Origin of the sequence: Nitrospina gracilis 3/211 (assembly GCF_000341545.2) — a bacterium.
Classification (GTDB): domain Bacteria; phylum Nitrospinota; class Nitrospinia; order Nitrospinales; family Nitrospinaceae; genus Nitrospina; species Nitrospina gracilis.
On the sequence record NZ_HG422173.1, the window covers coordinates 88,134 to 107,460 of the forward strand.

General features: G+C 57.5%; 21 protein-coding genes. 13 read left to right on the top strand and 8 right to left on the bottom strand.

The window, feature by feature from the left end; translation table 11 throughout:
• Window positions 1-23 precede the first annotated feature (23 nt).
• Together gcvH and gcvT are read right to left on the bottom strand one after the other, a co-directional pair.
• Entirely contained in the window at window positions 24-413 is a 390-nt protein-coding gene (gene gcvH, locus TX82_RS00415) for a glycine cleavage system protein GcvH (RefSeq protein ID WP_005007019.1), read from the bottom strand.
• A 52-nt stretch (window positions 414-465) separates the two neighbouring features.
• The gene (gcvT, locus tag TX82_RS00420; protein ID WP_005007023.1) at window positions 466-1,584 is read right to left on the bottom strand and encodes a glycine cleavage system aminomethyltransferase GcvT; all 1,119 of its coding nucleotides are present in this window, start codon (window positions 1,582-1,584) and stop codon (window positions 466-468) included.
• Between the two features lie 195 nt (window positions 1,585-1,779).
• On the opposite strand from gcvT, the gene TX82_RS00425 reads away from it, so the two are divergent.
• From TX82_RS00425 to TX82_RS00440, 4 genes are all read left to right on the top strand, one after another.
• On the top strand, window positions 1,780-2,844 hold the full coding sequence (locus TX82_RS00425; RefSeq protein WP_005007025.1) for a nucleotidyltransferase family protein: 1,065 nt from the start codon (window positions 1,780-1,782) through the stop codon (window positions 2,842-2,844).
• A gap of 106 nt (window positions 2,845-2,950) precedes the next feature.
• On the top strand, window positions 2,951-4,753 hold the full coding sequence (gene lepA / locus TX82_RS00430; RefSeq protein WP_005007028.1) for a translation elongation factor 4: 1,803 nt from the start codon (window positions 2,951-2,953) through the stop codon (window positions 4,751-4,753).
• A complete protein-coding gene (lepB, locus tag TX82_RS00435; protein WP_005007030.1) occupies window positions 4,743-5,471 on the top strand; it encodes a signal peptidase I in 729 nt (242 codons plus the stop codon). Before lepA ends, lepB begins: the two co-directional genes overlap by 11 nt.
• 12 nt (window positions 5,472-5,483) lie before the next feature.
• On the top strand, window positions 5,484-6,167 hold the full coding sequence (locus TX82_RS00440; RefSeq protein ID WP_005007033.1) for an HAD family hydrolase: 684 nt from the start codon (window positions 5,484-5,486) through the stop codon (window positions 6,165-6,167).
• Window positions 6,168-6,241: 74 nt separating this feature from the next.
• On the opposite strand, the gene TX82_RS00445 is transcribed toward TX82_RS00440, so the two are convergent.
• Window positions 6,242-6,421 carry a hypothetical protein gene (locus tag TX82_RS00445; protein ID WP_005007036.1) on the bottom strand — a complete coding sequence of 60 codons (180 nt, stop codon included), beginning with the start codon at window positions 6,419-6,421 and terminating at the stop codon, window positions 6,242-6,244.
• A gap of 37 nt (window positions 6,422-6,458) precedes the next feature.
• The gene (locus TX82_RS00450) at window positions 6,459-6,875 is read right to left on the bottom strand and encodes a DUF4399 domain-containing protein (RefSeq protein ID WP_237100513.1); all 417 of its coding nucleotides are present in this window, start codon (window positions 6,873-6,875) and stop codon (window positions 6,459-6,461) included.
• A 390-nt stretch (window positions 6,876-7,265) separates the two neighbouring features.
• Between TX82_RS00450 and TX82_RS00455 the strand changes: the two genes are divergently transcribed.
• Both TX82_RS00455 and TX82_RS00460 read left to right on the top strand, forming a co-directional pair.
• Entirely contained in the window at window positions 7,266-8,129 is an 864-nt protein-coding gene (locus TX82_RS00455; protein ID WP_005007041.1) for a phosphodiester glycosidase family protein, read from the top strand.
• A 6-nt stretch (window positions 8,130-8,135) separates the two neighbouring features.
• The gene (locus tag TX82_RS00460; protein ID WP_005007043.1) at window positions 8,136-8,504 is read left to right on the top strand and encodes a winged helix-turn-helix domain-containing protein; all 369 of its coding nucleotides are present in this window, start codon (window positions 8,136-8,138) and stop codon (window positions 8,502-8,504) included.
• A gap of 22 nt (window positions 8,505-8,526) precedes the next feature.
• Here the strand turns inward: TX82_RS00460 and TX82_RS00465 are convergent, their stop codons facing one another.
• Genes TX82_RS00465 through TX82_RS00475 form a run of 3 tightly spaced genes read right to left on the bottom strand, consistent with a single transcriptional unit; the run spans window position 8,527 to window position 11,589 of the window.
• Window positions 8,527-9,645: a class I SAM-dependent methyltransferase gene (locus tag TX82_RS00465; RefSeq protein ID WP_005007045.1), complete on the bottom strand. Its 1,119-nt coding sequence runs from the start codon at window positions 9,643-9,645 to the stop codon at window positions 8,527-8,529.
• A gap of 32 nt (window positions 9,646-9,677) precedes the next feature.
• The gene (gene hutH, locus TX82_RS00470; protein WP_005007047.1) at window positions 9,678-11,204 is read right to left on the bottom strand and encodes a histidine ammonia-lyase; all 1,527 of its coding nucleotides are present in this window, start codon (window positions 11,202-11,204) and stop codon (window positions 9,678-9,680) included.
• A gap of 19 nt (window positions 11,205-11,223) precedes the next feature.
• A complete protein-coding gene (locus tag TX82_RS00475) occupies window positions 11,224-11,589 on the bottom strand; it encodes a hypothetical protein (RefSeq protein WP_005007050.1) in 366 nt (121 codons plus the stop codon).
• Between the two features lie 153 nt (window positions 11,590-11,742).
• On the opposite strand from TX82_RS00475, the gene tyrS reads away from it, so the two are divergent.
• The gene (tyrS, locus tag TX82_RS00480; RefSeq protein WP_005007051.1) at window positions 11,743-12,948 is read left to right on the top strand and encodes a tyrosine--tRNA ligase; all 1,206 of its coding nucleotides are present in this window, start codon (window positions 11,743-11,745) and stop codon (window positions 12,946-12,948) included.
• 6 nt (window positions 12,949-12,954) lie between these two features.
• On the opposite strand, the gene TX82_RS00485 is transcribed toward tyrS, so the two are convergent.
• Window positions 12,955-13,986 (bottom strand): hypothetical protein, encoded by a 1,032-nt coding sequence (locus TX82_RS00485; protein WP_005007056.1) that lies wholly within the window; start codon window positions 13,984-13,986, stop codon window positions 12,955-12,957.
• A gap of 356 nt (window positions 13,987-14,342) precedes the next feature.
• On the opposite strand from TX82_RS00485, the gene rpmH reads away from it, so the two are divergent.
• The 6 genes from rpmH to TX82_RS00515 form a co-directional block, all read left to right on the top strand.
• The gene (gene rpmH, locus TX82_RS00490; RefSeq protein ID WP_042250177.1) at window positions 14,343-14,477 is read left to right on the top strand and encodes a 50S ribosomal protein L34; all 135 of its coding nucleotides are present in this window, start codon (window positions 14,343-14,345) and stop codon (window positions 14,475-14,477) included.
• Between the two features lie 3 nt (window positions 14,478-14,480).
• Window positions 14,481-14,825 (top strand): ribonuclease P protein component, encoded by a 345-nt coding sequence (gene rnpA / locus TX82_RS00495; protein WP_005007058.1) that lies wholly within the window; start codon window positions 14,481-14,483, stop codon window positions 14,823-14,825.
• Window positions 14,826-14,871: 46 nt separating this feature from the next.
• Window positions 14,872-15,084, top strand: a complete 213-nt coding sequence (gene yidD, locus TX82_RS00500) for a membrane protein insertion efficiency factor YidD (protein WP_005007060.1) — start codon at window positions 14,872-14,874, stop codon at window positions 15,082-15,084.
• Window positions 15,085-15,098: 14 nt separating this feature from the next.
• A complete protein-coding gene (gene yidC, locus TX82_RS00505; protein ID WP_005007061.1) occupies window positions 15,099-16,778 on the top strand; it encodes a membrane protein insertase YidC in 1,680 nt (559 codons plus the stop codon).
• A gap of 19 nt (window positions 16,779-16,797) precedes the next feature.
• Complete coding sequence (gene mnmE, locus TX82_RS00510; protein ID WP_005007063.1) at window positions 16,798-18,174, top strand: tRNA uridine-5-carboxymethylaminomethyl(34) synthesis GTPase MnmE; 1,377 nt, start codon at window positions 16,798-16,800, stop codon at window positions 18,172-18,174.
• Between the two features lie 111 nt (window positions 18,175-18,285).
• A partial coding sequence (locus TX82_RS00515) for a sigma-54 interaction domain-containing protein (RefSeq protein ID WP_084603885.1) occupies window positions 18,286-19,327 on the top strand: 1,042 nt, incomplete at its 3' end.

Here is a 19,327-nt window from a genome sequence, read left to right on the forward strand (position 1 = left end):
TTAGAGCAGAGGGGGTTTGAGGATTACTGGTTTTGTTCTTTCAGAAAATTTTCGTAGTCTTCAGCGGAGAGCAGGCCGTTCTTCACTTTGGCGTCTTTCAGCTCGACCTCAACAATCCAGCCCTTGCCGTAAGGCTCCTGGTTGATGAGCTCCGGATGCGCTTCGAGTTCCTTGTTGACCTTGGACACCTTGCCGCTGGCGGGAGCGTAGAGATCGGACACGGTTTTGACCGACTCCACCACGCCGAACGTGCTCTCCTGTTGCAGATCGGAGCCTTCCTTCGGCAGTTCGACGAACACCACATCGCCCAGTTGGTCCTGCGCGAACGCCGTGATGCCGATCACTCCTTTATTGCCGTCGATGCGGAGCCATTCGTGCTCGCGCGTGTACATCAGGTCCTTCGGGACTTCCATTGTCGCCTCCTGTAATTGATTCCACCGGGTACCGCGTTCGCGCGGTCCGCATTCAGTTTTTCTTGACGTTGCTGGGCACCATGGGGAGGGATATGATTTCCGCCGCCACCGCCTGGTTGCGGATTTCCACTGAAACCTCGTTGCCCACCTGGGCCATCTCTGTGGGTACATAACACAGAGCCACCCCGGTATTCAAGGACGGGGAAAACGTGCCGCTGGTGACCTCTCCCACCGCCCGGCCGTCCTGCAGAATTTTGTAGTGCGAGCGGGGTACGCCGCGTTCCTTCATCTTGATTGCGACCAGTTTCCGTGACAACCCCGCTTCCTTTTGTTTTTTAAGCGCTTGCTTGCCAACGAAGTCGGTTTCCTTTTTCAGTTTGATGACAAACCCGAGCCGCGCTTCAAGCGGGTTGTGCTCGGCATCAATCTCCTGCCCGTAAAGCGGGTACCCCATTTCGATACGCAGGGTATCGCGCGCGCCCAGGCCGATGGGTTGCAAATCGTACTGTTTTCCCGCCTCCATAATTTTTTCGTACACCGCCGCCGCGTCGTCCACCGACAGGTAAATCTCGAATCCATCTTCTCCGGTGTAGCCGGTGCGGGAAATGATGCAGTCGGCGCCTTCAATCCTGCCGCGCTGAAACGTGTAATAGGCGATGTCGGCCACCGGGATGTCGAGCATCGGTTTCAGCAACGCTTCAGCGTGCTTGCCCTGCACCGCCAACTGGGCTGTCTGGTCGCTCGTGTTCTCTACCGTGACGTCGAATCCCTTCGTCTGCTGTTCGATCCAGTCGAAATCCTTGTCCGTGTTGGCGGCGTTGACACACAGAAAATAATGATCGTCGTCGAAGCGGTGGATCAAAAGGTCGTCCACCACGCCGCCGTTCTCATAACACATCAGGCTGTAGAGGATGCCGCCGTCGGTCATCTTCTCCACATCGTTGGTGACCAGGTGTTGCAGGAAGGCCTTCGCCTGCGGGCCCTTCACCTCCACCTCGCCCATGTGGCTGACGTCGAAAATGCCGACGCCGTCGCGCACGGTGCGGTGTTCGTCCATGACCCCCTTGTACTGAATGGGCATATCCCATCCGGCAAACGGCACCATTTTGGCGCCCAGGCGGACATGGATTGCGTGAAGAGGGGTGGTTTTTAAAGGTGTGTTGACTGACATGTGTTTTTATAATGACAAAAAATTCACGGCATGTAAAACGACTTGTATAATGAAAATAAGGCGGGAGATCAACCCGGAATTGGATTTATCCTTAATTCATAGTATATTAGGCACTTTTTTCCGGCGGGAACACATTGACTCCATGTTTTCCGGTTTCATATTTATAATGGTATCACCAATCGCCTGACAAAAGCCATGGACGTTCCGTACCAATACAAACAATTCGATGCGGTTGTGGTGGCCGGGGAAGGTCTGCACAGTTACCAGGTCCTGCACCAGCACAAGGCGTTTCTCGAAATTGAGAGCCGCTCGGTGGTGAGCTATGTCATTGACGCCCTGCTGAAGGCGCAGTCAGTACGCAACATCTACGTGGTCGGCAAGAAAAAAGAACTGCGCGAGTACCTGCGGAGGGACGGGATCGACCTCAATCACCCGAAACCGATCACCCTGCTCGAGCAGAAGCAGTCGCTGTACGAGAACGTCTGGTTCGCCTACATGCAAAGCCTGCCGGAACCGGTGCCGGAATCGCACCTCGAAAACTCCATTCACAAGGACAAGGCGATCCTGGTGGTTCCGTGCGACTCACCGTTGATCACGCCGCATGAAATCGACTACTTCATCGCGCATGCGGATACGGAACATTACGATTACGTGCTGGGACTGACGCCGGCGAAAGCCATGCATCCGTTTTATCCGAAGAAGGGCGAACCCGGCATCAAGATGGCTTACCTGCATTTGAGGGAAGACAAGTACCGCATCAACAACATGCACCTGGTGAAGCCGGGGCGCATCGAGAACCGGCATTACATCCAGACCATGTACCGGTACCGCTACCAGCGTAACATCAAGAACGTGGTCCGGTTCGGCATCGAATTGTTCAAAAAGGATCGCTACCGCGGGTACCGGTTTTACCTGTGCCTGCTCGTGTGCCTGATGTGCGCGCGTTTGAAACTGGACCGGGTCGCGGACTGGGTTCGCCGCTGGGTGCCGAAACGGCGTCTCGAAACCTGGGTGTCACAGGGCCTCAAGACCCGGTTCATGGGTCTGGTCACCCCGTTTCCGGGAGCCACGCTGGACATCGACAACAACCGCGATTTCGAGGTGATGAAACTCCGGTTTCAGGACTGGAAGCAGTACCTTCGTGGACTGGTCGAGCGGTACCCCCTGCCTGAGGACCTGTCCGCCCACACGGCCATGACCCGGGTTCCGGTTCCCTCCCGGATGGAGGCCTCCGAAAAAGACACCGAAACGGTCCGTTGACAGCTACCGGCCGGACCCGTCCTTTCCGTAAAAAGGAATACGGCGCTTCCCAGAACTTGCTACAATAACAGGTCTGCCTCAGGCACACCCGAATCCTATTTCCGAAATGAATCAACAGAACGTACGCAACTTTTCAATCATTGCCCACATCGATCACGGCAAGTCCACCCTCGCCGACAAACTGATCCTGAAGACCGGTGCGCTCGAACAGCGCGTGTTCAAGGACCAGTACCTCGACAACATGGACCTGGAGCGGGAACGCGGCATCACCATCAAAGCGCAGACCGTGCGCCTGCCGTACCGGTCGCAAAAAGGCGACGCTTACACCTTCAACATGATCGACACCCCGGGCCACGTGGACTTCTCCTATGAAGTGTCGCGCAGCCTTGCCGCCTGCGAGGGCGTCCTGCTGTTGATCGACGCGTCGCAGGGCATCCAGGCCCAGACCATCGCCAACGTCAACCTCGCCATGGCGGGCAACCTGACCATCATCCCCGTCATCAACAAGGTGGACCTGCCGAGCGCCGATCCCGACATGGTGCGCGAGCAGTTGGAGGACATCCTGCAGATCGATTCCACCGAAGCCATCCTGGCCAGCGCCAAGCAGGGCATCGGCGTGGAGGAGATCATGGAAGCCATCGTCGAACGCATCCCGCCCCCGGAGGGAGACCCGGACCAGCCGCTCAAGGCGCTCCTGTTCGACGCCTGGTACGATTTGTACAAAGGCGTGATGATCCTCGTGCGCGTGGTGGACGGCCACCTGAAAGAAGGCATGACCATCCAGATGATGGCCACCGGCCACACCTTCGAAGTGGAAGAACTGGGTGCGTTCACCCCGGTGCCGAAACGCATCGACCGCCTGAGCGCGGGCGAGGTCGGTTTCGTCATCGCCGGTATCAAGAAACTGGACGAAACGAAAATCGGCGATACCGTCACCGAATTCAAGAACAACTGCGACAAACCCCTGCCCGGTTACAAGGACGTCAAGCCGATGGTGTTCAGCGGGCTGTACCCGATCGACGGCGACCAGTATGAAAACCTGCGCGACGCCCTCAAGAAGCTGCGCCTCAACGACGCATCGTTCACCTACGAGCCGGAGACCTCCGCCGCGCTCGGGTTCGGCTTCCGCTGCGGTTTTCTGGGCCTCCTCCACATGGAGATCGTGCGCGAACGCCTCGAGCGCGAATACAACGTGGACCTGTTGACCACCGCGCCCACGGTGGTGTTTCATCTGAAACCGGAGCACGGCGATATGGTGGTCATCGACAACCCGTCGAACCTGAAAAAGCAAGACCGCACCGACACCATCCTCGAACCGTATCTGAGGGGCACCATCATCGTACCCGACGAATACGTCGGCGTTGTCATGAACCTGGCGCGCGACCGCCGCGGCATTCAATTGAAGATGGAGTATCTGACGCCGAAGACCGTCATGCTCCAGTACGCTCTTCCATTTAGTGAAATCGTGTTCGATTTCTTTGACCATCTGAAATCATCGACCAAGGGCTACGCATCGTTCGATTATGAATTTTTGGATTTTCGGGCATCGGATTTGGTAAAGTTGGACATCCTGTTCAACGGAGAGACGGTCGATGCCCTGTCCATGATCGTTCACCGTGACAAGGCCTATTACCGTGGCCGCGAACTGGTTAAAAAACTGAAAGAGCAGATTCCCCGGCAAATGTTCGAGGTCGCCATCCAGGCCTCCATCGGCGGCAAGGTCATCGCCCGCGAATCCGTCAAAGCCCTGCGCAAGAATGTGCTGGCCAAGTGTTACGGAGGCGACATCACCCGCAAACGTAAACTTCTGGAAAAGCAGAAAGCCGGAAAAAAACGAATGAAGCAGATCGGCAAGGTGGAAATTCCGCAGGAAGCCTTTCTGGCGGTGCTGAGGACTGATGTCAAATAATACGGAACAGAACGCACGCGGCTCCACTTCGCCCCCGGTCTCCAATCCCAAACCCCGGAAAAGCACGCTGAGGGAATACACGGAGGCGATCGTCATCGCCCTGGTACTGGCCCTTCTCATCCGCACCTTCGTGGTGCAGGCCTTTAAAATTCCTTCCGGCTCAATGGAGGACACCCTTCTGATCGGAGACCACCTGCTGGTCACCAAGTTCAGTTACGGCATCCACATACCGAACGAAATCCCGTTCGTCGGCATCCGGTTCTTTCCGGACATCCTGCTGTTTCAGGAAGTGCCGGAACGCGGGGACATCATCGTTTTCAAATATCCCCTCGACGAGACCAAGGATTTCATCAAACGTGTCATCGCTCTTCCGGGTGAAAAGCTGGAGCTGCGCCACCAGCAGGTGTACATCAACGGCCAGCGCATGGAGGAATCCTACGTGCACCACACGGAACCGCCCAGCCTGGAACCGGTCCCGGAACGCGACGACCTCGGCCCCCTGCTGATACCGGACGGCCACGTGTTCGTTATGGGCGACAACCGCGAGAACAGCCACGACAGCAGGAAGTGGGGCTTCCTCGACCTCGACAAGGTACGCGGCAAGGCACAGTGGATCTACTGGTCCTGGAACGGAGACCGCGGCAGCGTGCGGTTCGACCGCATCGGCCTTTCCGTTTACGATCATGAACACACCGGCCCCGAGCTGGCCCAACCGTAACGAATAATTACCGTGAGCACCGACCTGAAAACCCGCATCACCGAATTGGCCCGGAACAGCGAAGGCGTCATCCTCGACTTCGACGGCCTGATCGCCGATTCGGAACCGTTCCACTACAAGGCCTACAACGCCGTGTTCGAGCGCTACGGGCACAGCATCGACCCGGATGAATACTGGGTGGAATTCACATCCAAGGGAAAAGGGCTCAAGGGGGAGATCGAGCGGTACAACCTGAAACTCGATGTCACTCCCGAAGCCATGCGAGAAGAGAAATTCGAGATCTATTCGCGATTCTGCCAGGGGGGCGATATCAAGCTGTTCCCCGACGCAATGCGGTTCATGGAAGTGGTGACCGCACGCTTCAGGGTGGCCATTGCCTCAGGATCGTGGGAACATGACATCCGTGCCATTCTCGAGAATGCCGGTGCCGGGCACATGGTGAAGACGATTCTCGGAAAATCCCCGGGCACCCGGCGGGAGAAACCGGCTCCGGATATCTTCCTGCAGGCGGCGGAACAACTGGGGTTGCAGCCTGGACGCTGCTTCGTGGTGGAGGATGCCCTCAAAGGATTGCAGGCGGCGAAGGACGCGGGCATGGCCTGCGTCATCGTGCGCAACCCGCTCAACCAGAACATCGACTTTTCGGAAGCCGATGTGGTGGTATCCGGCCTGGCGGAGTTTCTCGACCACCTTTAAACCTGAATTCGCGCACAAAAAAACGCGGAGGCGTTTGCCTCCGCGTTTTGTTTTTTTGGAAAGAACGGGTGCAATCAGTCCCGGTTGGTTTCCTTGATCCCCAGCCGTTCGTAATCCTCTGAGGTCAACTGCTTGACATCCGAGTACGAAGAAGACGAGGAGGAGGACGAAGAGCTGCCGGCTCCACCGTTCGAAGCACAGCCGATGAGCATCAAAATGGCCATGATTGCAAAAATCCGTGTGAGAATTTTCATATTCAGACTCCCAGAATTAACGTTTTTTCAAAAGTTATTACTGAACAAACACAACTATGGAATCGGTAACCGGCGGATCATAAGGAACGTGGTTTCCCTTGGCGAACAGCGCCTGAATCCGGTGCATGCCATCTGACAATTCGAGGGTTTTGCAGGTGGAGCCGTCACCCATGTGGACGTGATTGCTGTCCTTCGGAATGGGTTGTCCGGCCGGCGGCAGATCGACATCAATAATCAAATGATGGTGGCCCTTGCCCTCATTGACTCCGTTCTTGGCGGGTTCCACGGTATAGCCGTCGGCCTCAATGCAGACCTCCACCTTGTTGTCCACACTCTCAGCGGTCCTCGGCTTTACGATTTTAATGCCCTTTCCGCTACTGGAAACCCGGTCCATGCCGCCCGTATCGCCTCCTCCGGAGCCTCCCTGCGCCGCACAACCTATCGAGAATACCAATATGGCCAAAACCCCTAAACGAACCGTTTTATTCATGATAGAGCGCCCTTTCTTATATTGGATAAGATTATTATTCTGGGAGCCTGCCTGAAAAACGAGGCTCGATCATATCGATTTTTAGAAGCGAATTCGAATTCTTACGAAGTCAGGTCATTATAAACAAAAACCATTCAAAATCAACTCACAGAGACAAATAAATCCTTGAATTATCTAGATTACCGCTATATCAAAGATACCTGTTCGGCTTAAAACACTCAAAAGGGGCCAGTTGAAAGAATTCAGTCCGGGATGAGGATCGAATGGGAAATTTGTTATAATTCAACAAGCTGTTGGCCACCCCACACCGGTTTCCCGATTGGAACAAGGTTGCAACCCAGAGTTGGCGGAATCATGAAGTTCGGCTTCCATACCCAGATCATCGGCGCGCTTCTGGTCTTCCTGACTTTGGGAACCACAACCGCCACCCCCTCCGGAGAAAAACCCGGCGAGGCCCCCTGGGTGGAGTTGGAGCCGGGCCTGCAACTGGGCACCTTTCTCTCTTCCCAGAAGTCCCCCGTCGGGGATTCGCTGGTTCGCGTATTACGCATCAGCCCGTCCCATTTTCGTTTTCGCCTGCTCAACGCGTCCGCGGACCGGAACAAACGCCGCTCCGCCCGCGAATGGGCGGAGGAGCATCGGCTGGTCGCCGCCATCAATGCCAGCATGTACCAGATCGACAACCTGACCAGCGTGTCGCTCATGAAAACCATCGGGCACATCAATAACACCTGGTACTCGAAAGACCGTGCCCTGCTCGCCTTCCACCCCAAAGGAGAGTCCCTGCCCCCGGTTCAGATTCTGGACCGGGACTGCCAGGATGTGGAATCACTCCGCGCCCGGTACCGGACCCTGATCCAGAGCATCCGCATGATTTCCTGCGATGGAGAAAACGTATGGAAGCAGCAGGAGCGTATCTGGAGCACGGCGGCGATCGGCATGGATGAAGACGGCCACATCCTTTTCATTCACGTTCGTTCGCCCTACAGCACCCATGACCTCATCAACATTTTACTGGAGTTGCCGATTCAACTGAAACGCGCCATGTACGTGGAAGGCGGACCGGAAGCGCAGTTGTTCATTGCCTCCGGTGGAAAACAAATGGAATTTTTGGGCAGCTATTCCACCGGTTCCAACGAGAACGATGCCAACCGGATCGCCTGGCCCATACCCAACGTGGTGGGGGTCGAACGCCTCCCCGCCCCCGACTCACAGTGAGACCCCATGTCGAAAGCATCATCCAAAACCGCACAGTTGAAACCGCGCTTCCGAATCACCCTCCACGGAGAAATCGCCCTCGGTCCGGGCAAGGTGGACCTGCTGGAGGCCATCGGACGCACCGGGTCGATTTCCGCAGCGGCCAGGGAAATCGGCCTGAGCTACCGCCGCGCCTGGGGGATGGTCGATACCATGAATCAGTGCTTCAAAAGCCCGCTGGTGGCGCGCAGTAAAGGCGGGGCGGGCGGGGGCGGAGCGGAACTCACCGTACTTGGCCAGGGCGTTATCGACCGGTACCGCACCATGGAAACCAAGGCCCTCAAAACCGTGCAGGCGGAGTGGAAGTCTCTCAGCAAACACCTCAATACAAAATGATGCCGAATTTCGCCCCCCTCCGTCAGCCAACCTTTTCGGCGACGATCTCGAAACCCAGGAACTGAAGGGACAGGTTGTCACCGGGATAATAGCTGTACGCATCCGTTTCGTCGAAGAATTCGTGGTATTCGAAGTCCTCCACCACGAACCCCACCTCGCGCACGTCTTCAACCAGGTTGTGGCAAAACTTGTCCTCGATGTCCACCAGCGTCTCCAGGTAACCCGGCATCAGCTTGTCGCGGTACTCCGGTTTCTCCGCCTCTTTCAGGATGCGGTATTCAAGATCGGTGTCCACGATCATCATGCGGCCGCCCGGTTTCAGTTGCCGCAGTGCCCACTTGAGAAACGCACGGCGGTCCTCCCTTTGCAGATGGTGCAGGAACTTACTCACCTGCACCCAGCCCAACGGTTGCGTCACATTATCTCCATCGGGGAACCGCACGTCCACGATCTCCACGTTCTTTTTGCCGATGCAGTCGCGGTAATGCGTGAGCGCCTCGATGATGAACGGCATGGAATCGCTGAGATACAGCGGCGGGCGGTCCTCCGGCCAGTCGTGCAAAATGCTGAACCCCGTCAGCCCCGTCGCCACGTCCAGTACGGGTTCGTTGATCGGCGGGATGAGGTCGGCGAGCCCCTGGTCCCAGGGAAAGTTTTCCGTAATCACAAGGTAAGTGCTGTAACTTTCCGCCAGCAGGCGCACCACCACCGGGTCTTCCGCCAGATCCCGGTTGTGCCGGATGGCATGCGCCAGCGAGCGGAACAGAAACTCCATCTCGTGGTTCATGTCCTCGTCCGAAAGGTTGCGAAGAGGCGCATTGCGGTCGGCGCGGCGGTTGCCGTCGATGTGGTCCAGGTTCAGAAACACCATCGGTCGCTCGTGCTGAACATACACAAGGTCGGCGAGATCGATCATGATTTCCGGGTAGGCGTATCGCAGGATCAGGTTGAAACACTGCTGCTGGTGGCGGCTCGATTCGTTGTTGCGGAAACCGATGTGCTGGTTGAGGTATTCGAACAACTCAACCACGCGGCGATTGAGGTCAGGCGCGGACGAACGCTGCAGGCCGAAGTAACCGCGGCCGGTGTCGGTCACCAAAGGGAGCCGGTCGGGGCCGGTTTCAAACACGGGTGTTTCCATTCGGGCAAGTCCTTAACAAATCACGGGAGCCATCAGAGCAAGGGACCGGTCACTTTTTCCACCGCACCCAGAATGTCATCATTGTCGATCAGGCGCGCGACGGTTTCAATGTCCGGATTCAGTTCGCGGTCGGCGTCCATGTGCGACACAAAATTGCGCAGTACCTGGTAAGCCGCGAGCGTGCCCTGCCCCGGCTTGAGGTTGGTGAACAGGTCCATCGCCTGCGCGCCGCACAGCAGTTCGATGGCCGCGACGTATTTCAGGTTCTCCACCACGTGCCGTGCCTTGCGCGCACCGATGGTGCCCATGCTGACATGGTCCTCCTTGTTGGCGGAGGTGGGGATGGAGTCCACCGACGCGGGATGCGCCCACGCCTTGTTCTCCGACACCAGCGCCGCCGCGGTGTACTGCGCGATCATGAAACCGGAGTGAAGCCCGCCACCCTCAATCAGAAACGACGGCAGGCCGCTCAGGTTCGGGTTGACCATGCGCTCGATGCGTCGCTCGGAAATGTTCGCCAGTTCCGCCAGCGCGATGGTCATGAAGTCCATCGCCAGCGCCACCGGCTGACCGTGGAAGTTGCCGCCGGAGAGCACTTGGCCGTTCTCGAACACCAGCGGGTTTTCCGTCGCCGAATTCATCTCCGTCTCCAGCACCCGGCGCACATGCGCCAGCGTGTCGCGCGTTGCCCCGTGCACCTGCGGCACGCACCGGAGCGAGTACGCATCCTGCACGCGGTCGCAGTCCTTGTGCGAGGAGATGATCTCACTGCCGTCGGTGATCTTGCGCATATTGGAGGCCGTGTCGATCTGTCCCGGATGCGGCCGGATATGATGAATGCGTTTGTGGAACTGCGTGTTGGTGCCGAGCAGAACTTCAAGGCTCATGGCAGCGGCGATGTCCAGAACCTTCGCCAGCCTCAATCCCCGGCACAGGGTGAGCGCGCCCAGCGCCGTCATCACCTGCGTGCCGTTGATGAGCGCGAGCCCTTCCCCTTCCGCCAGCGTGACCGGCTCGATGCCCGCGCGTTTCAGCGCCTCCGCGCCCTCCATCTCTTCACCCTGATAACGCGCCCGGCCGCGTCCGATGAGCACCAGCGACAGATGCGCCATGGGTGCCAGATCGCCACTCGCGCCCACCGACCCCTGTGCGGGCACCACTGGAACCACGCCTTTGTTGAACAGGGCTATCAACGTCTCCAGCGTGGACAAGCATATACCGGAATAGCCTTTGGACATGCTGTTGACCATGAGGAGCGTGGTCATGCGCACGACTTCATCTTCGAACGGCGGCCCCACGCCCGCGGCGTGGCTTCGCAACACATTATTCTGCAGGGCGCGCGCGTCTTCCGGCGGGATCACCACGTTGCTCAACGCACCAAAGCCGGTGGTGACGCCATAGACCACCCTGCGTTCGCGCACGGCGGTATCGATCTGTTCACGGGAATGGTTGACCCGGTCGCGGGCTTCTGCGGTGAGGGATAAAGGTGTGTTGTTTTTGACGGCGCGGACGGCCTGTTCCAGAGTCAGGTTGTTGCCGTCCAGTTGCAGAGGTTCCATGGGCGCTCCCGTTTGGGCGTCAACGCCAGTTGAAGAACGCCCGGCACAGCATGTATAAGGCGGCGACGGTGGACGGCAGAACGTAGGGCACCGCCTCGAACGCGTCGCCGGTGGCCAGCGTGTAGATGGACCCGGAAACGCGCACGGTATAAATGAAAATAAGGATGCCAGCGAGGATCCGTCCACCCTTGTATATAAAATACGACAGCGTGCCGAACAAAGCCAGCGCCAACGCCGTGTACCCCGCGCCCTCGGCGACGCTCAGGTTGAACGGCGGCAGAAACACGTACACCATGCCGACGTAATACAGGTTGAGCAGTAAAAACGCCCAGCCTGCCTGCCGGTATTTTTTCTGGTGGGATTCCGAGATCGGTTTTGTGGTCATGCGGATGGCATCGGTAACGGGTTGAACTCCGGGCTCCGGACAGGAACGCAGGCCGTCCAAAGGCGTTGCAGTGAAACCGGGGGTGTGCTAGCTTGCAGCATTCCGGTTCCGTCCCGGGCCGGTCCCTTCCCATCCGTTAAACAATAGACCATCATGTTGCCAGTCGAAGAACAGTTGAAAGTCATCAAGCGGGGCGCGGTCGAGATCATCGACGAAAAAGAACTCGCCCGCATTCTGGAACGATCCATTAAATCAGGCAAGCCTTTGCGCGTCAAGGCCGGGTTCGATCCCACCGCCCCCGACCTCCACCTCGGCCACACGGTGCTCCTTCAGAAGATGAAACACTTCCAGGAACTCGGCCACGAGGCGGTGTTCCTGATCGGCGATTTCACCGGCATGATCGGCGACCCGACGGGCAAATCCGAAACGCGCAAGAGCCTGACCGCCGAAGAGGTTGCGCAAAACGCCAGGACCTACCTCGAGCAGGTGTATAAAATCCTCGACCGCGAACGCACCACCGTCATGTTCAACAGCGAATGGATGGGTCCGTTCACCGCGACCGACATGATCAACCTCGCCGCCAAATACACCGTGGCGCGCATGCTGGAACGCGACGATTTCACCAAGCGGATGAATCAAAACCTGCCGATCTCGTTGCACGAGTTGATGTACCCGCTGGTGCAGGGTTACGACTCGGTCGCCATGAAGGCGGATGTGGAACTGGGTGGCACGGACCAGAAATTCAACCTGCTGGTGGGACGCGACCTGCAACGCGCATTCGGACAGGAACCGCAGGTGGTGCTGACCATGCCGCTCCTCGAAGGCACCGACGGCGTGCAGAAGATGAGCAAAAGCCTCAACAACGCCATCGGCATCCTGGAGCCGCCGGGCGACATCTTCGGCAAGGTCATGTCCATCTCCGACGACCTCATGTGGCGCTACTACGAATTGCTGAGCGATTTGAGCGTGCAGGAATTGGAGGCGTTGAAGAAAAGGGGCCAGAAGGAAAACCCGCGCGACATCAAAATTGAACTGGCGCACGAGCTGGTGGCGAAATACCACACGAAAGAAGACGCGGACCGGGCGGTGGAAGAATTCAGGAACGTGTTCAGCAACAAAAACCTGCCGACGGACATCCCCACCGTACCGGGCTGGGGCGACGAAACACGGGAGATCGCAGGTGTCCTGGCCGGCTTCGAACTGTGCAAAAGCACATCCGAGGCCAGGCGCCTGATCAAGCAGGGAGCCGTCACCGTGGACGGGGAACGTGTCTCCGATGAAAAAATGCAGTTGGCGGGCAACCGCGAAACCCTGATCAAGGTCGGCAAGAAACGGTTTCTGAAGATCGCCGCACCCTGACTTGACTCAGCGTTTCGAGCGGATCTTGTGTCCCGGCAGAAGCGGCTCGGTCTGGTTCACCACCATCGCGGTGGCGGTGTGCTCCTGAGTGGACAGCACTACCAGTTCCCCGATCACGTGCGGGGTCAGGTCATCGACAAACCAGCCCTTGCGTTCCGGCACGATGTACACCTCAAAGTGGTCGCCGACGGCCACGTTGTCCACCGCTCCCTTGTCGATATACACCTCATCTCCATAAGAACTGAATATGCTGCTGGTGCGGTCATTGGCCACCAGGAAACCCTGAATGTCCTTGGCCTGAGGCTGGTGATTGAGTTTGACCATTTCCGGCTTTTCGCGCGGCATGGGAACCAGCCAGTTCCCAACCTGAATGGCGTGGAATCCTTCAATGATTTTCAGTTTGGCAATCCGTCCCTGGGAATTGAGGTCCACTACCTCCACCACACCGTTGATGATGAATTTCTGGCCCACGGCATCGGTACGGAACTCCACGGAGTAAGCGAACTCGCCGTTGTAACCGAAATCCAGCGAATTGACTTCACTGGTGTCGGTGATGCCGAATGTGGTTTTGGGATGACGCACGGTTTCATTGTTCATTACCACGCGAAAGCGTTCGCCGATCTTTACGTTCACGCCCCCGTCTTCCACCTCTTCAAACTCGGCGAAAATGAATTGAATCGGACTGAAAGCGATGTGATGCCGCATGCCCTGAATCACCTCGCCCACCGGCTCGACCTCCTGCCCGACATGCCCCATGCGGAAAAAGGTGGGGTAGGTAACCCAGGTGTCCGTCTTCTTGCCTGGAGTGACCCGGATTACGCGTTTCTTCTTTTCTTTTGCCTTCTGCTGGGATCCCGTCTGCCCGACCAGCCCCCTGGACAACACCACAGGATACACAGGGTTCATCTTGGCAACCTGCACGCCTCCGCCAGAGCCAGAGGATTCCGAATCGGAACCTGCCGCCCATGCGGGCGATCCGTTCAGCATCAACCCTGCAGCCAGCAGAGCACTCCACAGAAATCGGGGTTTGTAACACATGGGCGATCCCTTTCCAGAAAATTGATCCGGTGCAAACGGTAATTTTGAAACCCTTTGATATAATTCGGGTTCTTTGTTTTTTGGGGTGAAAACAGGATAGCAGAAATCTGCTATTTGTAAACAAAATAGTTGGTACAACCATCCTGTTTTCAAACATATATAATCCAGTCCCGCGTCAGGTTGGGGTTTTCCCGGAGGCGTGGCGGTAAAAACCTTGGTTTCATTTGGATTTCGCTTGACAAACTCGGCAAGCCAATGGAATAATCATTGCCGACTCCCGAGTGCCTCGCAGAACATCATAATTAATTAAAAAATAAGGGATTACGCAGGAAATACTGTCCTGCCGAACTGCTGTCATGAAACGAACCTATCAACCGAAAAATCTCAGAAGAAAGCGCACCCACGGCTTCCGGGCCCGGATGGCCACGGTGGGCGGGCGACGGGTGCTGGCCAACCGCCGCCGTAAAGGACGCAAGCGCCTGACCGTGTAAGGCATGCCGGACCAATCCTTTCGCAAGCACGAAAGACTTTTGCACCGACCCCAGTTCAAGAAAATCATGGCCGAAGGCCGCAAGCAAAGAGTGGAGGATCTCTGCACTCTTTTTTATTTGCCCAACGGTTTGGGCCATCATCGGCTGGGCATCATTGCATCGAGGAAAATCGGCAATGCGGTTGCACGCAACCGGGCCAAGCGCAAGATCCGGGAAGTTTTCCGTCATCACAAACAGGCGGGGCCGGCAGGCATGGACGTTGTGGTGGTCTCCGGCAGAAACCTGGTCCCCCTGCCTTGCACGAAATTGGAAAGCAAGCTGTCCAAACCCTTGCGCAGAATGAAATAACCAAACGGCGTTCCGGCTGTTTCCTTCCCGGCCCCAAATAACCATCATGATTCGATACCTTTTCAAACAGTGCATCCGCGGATACCAGATCGGCATCGCGCCGTTTCTGCCGCCGGCCTGCCGATTTCATCCCACCTGCTCGGAATACGCCTGCCAGGCGCTTGACCGCCTGCCACTGTATACAGCCGCGTGGCGCATCGTCACCCGTCTCTCAAAATGTCACCCGTTCCATCAGGGCGGGCACGACCCGGTTCGTTAAGCGGAGGTTGAATCTTGGAAAACCGATTGCTTCTCGCTTTTGTTCTGTCGCTGGGGGTGTTCATCGTCTGGGGATGGATCATGGCGCAATTCCAGCCGCCGCCTGAACAACAGGCAAAACAGAACCAGAAAATGCAGCAGCAGAAAATCCAGCCGCCGCAAACCGAAACGCAAACGCCGGACACAGTCAAACCTCCTGCAGACACGCAGGAAAGCGGAACAATGGAGACGCCGTTTGGCCAGGGGACGGAAGCCTTTCCCGACTCCGGCACGTCCACTCAACTCACTTCCCAGCCGGGTGAAACCATCGAGGTGAAAACCCAGTCGGTCACTTACCGTTTTTCAACCAGAGGCGGGGTGCTGACGCACGCGCTCCTGCATAAAAACATGAACCCGGACGGAGAACCGCTCAACCTGGTGCGACACCCGGAAGGATCGCTCTACCCGCTCACCGTCATCACCGGCGAGCCGAAGCTGGACCCGATTTTGATGAACGGTCATTTCGAGCCATCTAAAAAATCGCTGGTGCTGACCAAGGACCAGCCGCAGGGCGAGATCACGCTCCACCTCAAACACGAGTCGGGACTGGAGGTGGTGCGGCACCTCACTTTCGAGTACGGCAAGCCCCTGTTCCGGGTGCGCACACAACTGCGTGCGCCGCCCTTCGCCGACAGCAATTTAAAATACGCCGTGATCTGGGGACCCGGCATTGGCGGCGCGGACACCGCGGGTCCCAACTACATCTCCTTTTCCGGTCCGACCACCTTCGTCAACAACAACCGCGTCGAAAACCCCGCCGAAGACATGACGCACACCGTCACCCACAAGGGCGACCTGGTGTGGACCTCGTTCCAGAACAAATATTTCGCCGCCGCACTCATTCCCGAAAACGGAGTGAAGTCGGCTTTCGTGCAGAAAATTGACGACAGCACTCAGTACGTCGGATTGAATTTCGAGACGGTACAGGCCGCCTCCACCGCCACCTACCAGGTGTACGTCGGCACCAAGGAACTGGAACTGCTGGAGAGTCTCGGCCACAAGCTGGTGCGTTTGATCGACTACGGCTGGTTCGGCAACAAGTTCGCGTTCCTCGTCAAACCGATCCTGAAATGCCTCAACTATTTCTATGACCTGATCGGAAACTACGGTTGGGCGATCATTCTGCTCACTTTCGTCATCAAGCTGATTTTCTTCCCGCTCACGCACAAGAGCTTCAAGTCCATGAAGGGCATGCAGAAGATCCAGCCCTACGTGAAGGTCCTGCAGGAACGGTACAAGGACGACCGGCAGAAAATGAACGAGGAGATGATCGGTCTCTACCGCAAACACAAGGTGAACCCGCTGGGCGGCTGTCTGCCCATGCTGTTGCAGATTCCGGTGTTCATCGCGCTCTACCACGCATTGTTTTTCTCCATCGAGTTGCGCGGCGCGCCGTTCATCTTGTGGATCGAGGACCTGTCGCAGAGCGATCCGTACTTCGTGACGCCGGTGCTCATGGGCGCGACCATGTACCTGCAACAGAAACTGACGCCGACGGTGGCCGATCCCGTTCAGCAGAAAATCTTTCTGATGATGCCCATTCTCTTCACGTTCCTGTTCATCACGTTCCCGGCGGGACTGGTTGTTTACTGGACCGTGAACAACCTCCTCACCATCTCCCAGCAGTACTACATCTACCACGTCGCCAAAGACTGACCGTTTTTGGAGGGCCGTAATGGACGACACCATCGCCGCCATCGCCACACCGCTGGGAGAGGGAGGCATCCACATCGTCCGCATCAGCGGCAAAAACGCGTGGCCCATCGCCTCCAAACTGTTCCGCGCCGCACCGCCTCAGGCGACCGATTCCATCCCACCGCTCAAGGCGACCTTCGGCCACATCGTCGATCCCGAAACACAACGCGTGCTCGATGAAGTCCTCTTGATCCGCTTCGAAGCGCCGCGCAGTTACACCTGCGAGGACGTGGTGGAGATTCACGGCCACGGCGGCGCGTTCGTCGCCGCGCGCATCCTGCAAAGCGTGCTCGATGCCGGGGCGCGGCTCGCCCAACCCGGTGAATTCACACGCCGCGCATTTCTGAACGGCCGCCTCGACCTCACCCAAGCCGAAGCGGTGGCCGACCTCATCCACGCCGCCTCGGACAAGGCTCTCGCATCCGCCGTCTCGCAACTGCAAGGCAAGCTGTCCGAGACGTTGAACGGGTTGTACGACCGACTGCTGGCAGTGCTGTCTCAACTGGAGGCGGCGATCGATTTTCCGGAAGAAGGTTTGGAGTTCGAACGCAAGCAGGCCATGGCCGGGCAGGTGCGCGCCGTGCAGAAAGAAATCGACCAACTCATCGCCACCTTCCGCGCCGGACGCATCTACCGCGAAGGCTGGAACGTCGCGCTGGTGGGCAAACCCAACGTCGGCAAATCGAGTTTGCTGAACGCCCTGCTGAAAGAGGACCGGGCGATTGTCACGCCGCATCCCGGCACCACCCGCGATGTGCTGGAAGAACGGGTGCGCATCAGGGACCTGCATCTGAACATCGTCGACACGGCGGGTATCCGGCATCAGCCTGAAGAAATCGAGGAGGAGGGCATCCGCCGGACGCGACGCGCTTTGGAGAAAGCCGATCTCGCGCTGGTGGTGCTCGATGCCTCCTCGCCGCTTGACGGCAACGACACCCTGCTTTTGGACGAAGTGAAAGGCAAACCGTGCTTCCTTCTGCTCAACAAAAGCGACCGGCCCGCACAACTCGACATCCAGACGCTGGCGCAAAAATTTCCCGGCGAGGCGCCGCTCAACATTTCCGCCACTACGGGCGCGGGATTGGACACCTTGGTCGACCGCCTTTACACGCGCATGCTGGAGGGGGTGCCTTCCGGCGAGGGTGCGGTCATCACCCGCGAGCGTCACCGCGCCGCGCTGGCCAACGCGACCGAAGCACTCGCCAACGTGGTGAACTCGCTGGACGGCGACCTGTCGGAAGATCTCGTCGCCGTCGACCTCAACACCGCGCTCGAACACCTGGGCGGCCTGCTCGGCAAAACCTTCGTCGAAGACCTCCTCGACCAGATTTTCGACGATTTCTGCATCGGCAAATGAACAACAATATTTTTATTTAAAAATCAATTGGTTACGGAAATTTCGTTAAAAAACCAACATTTTTCGACAAATTTTTGACAAAGCCAAAATTTTGTATAAAATATTGGATTTATGGGGCTTGAACTAAAAAACGATTCCTACCACCTGATCGACAACAGCGACGCTATTTCCACGGTTTACGACCTGATTGAGCGTGCCGCCGACTCCAATTCCACCGTCATCATCACCGGCGAAAGCGGCACCGGCAAGGAATTGATCGCGCGCGCCCTGCACCACAACAGCAACCGCAAGAGCAAACCCTTCGTGCCGGTCAACTGCGGTGCCATTCCCAGCGAACTTCTGGAAACGGAACTGTTCGGCCACGAGAAGGGTGCGTTCACCGGAGCCGTCAATCACCGCATCGGGCGCATGGAACTGGCGCAGGACGGCACGGTGTTCCTCGATGAAATCGGCGACATGCCGCAGTTGCTTCAGGTGAAACTCCTGCGCGTTTTGGCAGAGAGTGAAATCGACCGCGTCGGCGGCAGCAAGCCGATCAAGATCGACGTGCGCGTCATCGCCGCCACCCACCGCAACCTGGAAGAGGCCATCGGGCAGGGCAAGTTCCGCGAGGACCTGTTCTACCGGCTGAACGTCATCCCCATCTCCCTGCCACCGCTACGCGAACGCAAGGAGGACATCCCCTTGCTGGTCAATCATTACCTGAAACGGTTCAACGAGGAAAAATGCAAAAGCGTCACCGGCATCAGCGACGCGGCGATGGAAATCCTCTGCCGCTACCCGTGGCCGGGCAACATCCGCGAGCTCGCCAACTTCATGGAACGCATGGTGGTGCTGAGTACGGCCAGCACGTTGACGCCGCGGGATCTGCCGGAAAAGGTATTGGGAGATGTGCCGCGCGAACAGTGGGAACCGCTGGTGCAGACCGAACCCAACGAAACCCCCGCCGAATTCCTGCGTAATACCATGAACTCGTCCTACTTCGTCGGCATCCCGGACGAGGGCATCAACCTGAAAAAGATGGTGGAGGAGTTCGAGAAGGAACTGATCCTGGAAGCTCTGGAGAAAACCAACTGGGTGAAGAACAAAGCCGCCGCCCTGCTTGGCCTCAACCGCACCACCCTGGTCGAAAAACTCAAAAAGATGAACATCC

Bases quoted from the DNA above. Each gene is read 5' to 3' on its own strand.
- yidD (WP_005007060.1), top strand. From the start codon at position 14,872: ATGATTCGATACCTTTTCAAACAGTGCATCCGCGGATACCAGATCGGC.
- hutH (WP_005007047.1), bottom strand. From the start codon at position 11,204: ATGGAACCTCTGCAACTGGACGGCAACAACCTGACTCTGGAACAGGCC.
- TX82_RS00455 (WP_005007041.1), top strand. From the start codon at position 7,266: ATGAAGTTCGGCTTCCATACCCAGATCATCGGCGCGCTTCTGGTCTTC.
- tyrS (WP_005007051.1), top strand. From the start codon at position 11,743: ATGTTGCCAGTCGAAGAACAGTTGAAAGTCATCAAGCGGGGCGCGGTC.
- TX82_RS00425 (WP_005007025.1), top strand. From the start codon at position 1,780: ATGGACGTTCCGTACCAATACAAACAATTCGATGCGGTTGTGGTGGCC.
- gcvH (WP_005007019.1), bottom strand. From the start codon at position 413: ATGGAAGTCCCGAAGGACCTGATGTACACGCGCGAGCACGAATGGCTC.
- rnpA (WP_005007058.1), top strand. From the start codon at position 14,481: ATGCCGGACCAATCCTTTCGCAAGCACGAAAGACTTTTGCACCGACCC.
- TX82_RS00465 (WP_005007045.1), bottom strand. From the start codon at position 9,645: ATGGAAACACCCGTGTTTGAAACCGGCCCCGACCGGCTCCCTTTGGTG.
- TX82_RS00485 (WP_005007056.1), bottom strand. From the start codon at position 13,986: ATGTGTTACAAACCCCGATTTCTGTGGAGTGCTCTGCTGGCTGCAGGG.
- gcvT (WP_005007023.1), bottom strand. From the start codon at position 1,584: ATGTCAGTCAACACACCTTTAAAAACCACCCCTCTTCACGCAATCCAT.
- TX82_RS00445 (WP_005007036.1), bottom strand. From the start codon at position 6,421: ATGAAAATTCTCACACGGATTTTTGCAATCATGGCCATTTTGATGCTC.
- lepB (WP_005007030.1), top strand. From the start codon at position 4,743: ATGTCAAATAATACGGAACAGAACGCACGCGGCTCCACTTCGCCCCCG.
- TX82_RS00460 (WP_005007043.1), top strand. From the start codon at position 8,136: ATGTCGAAAGCATCATCCAAAACCGCACAGTTGAAACCGCGCTTCCGA.
- mnmE (WP_005007063.1), top strand. From the start codon at position 16,798: ATGGACGACACCATCGCCGCCATCGCCACACCGCTGGGAGAGGGAGGC.
- lepA (WP_005007028.1), top strand. From the start codon at position 2,951: ATGAATCAACAGAACGTACGCAACTTTTCAATCATTGCCCACATCGAT.
- rpmH (WP_042250177.1), top strand. From the start codon at position 14,343: ATGAAACGAACCTATCAACCGAAAAATCTCAGAAGAAAGCGCACCCAC.
- TX82_RS00475 (WP_005007050.1), bottom strand. From the start codon at position 11,589: ATGACCACAAAACCGATCTCGGAATCCCACCAGAAAAAATACCGGCAG.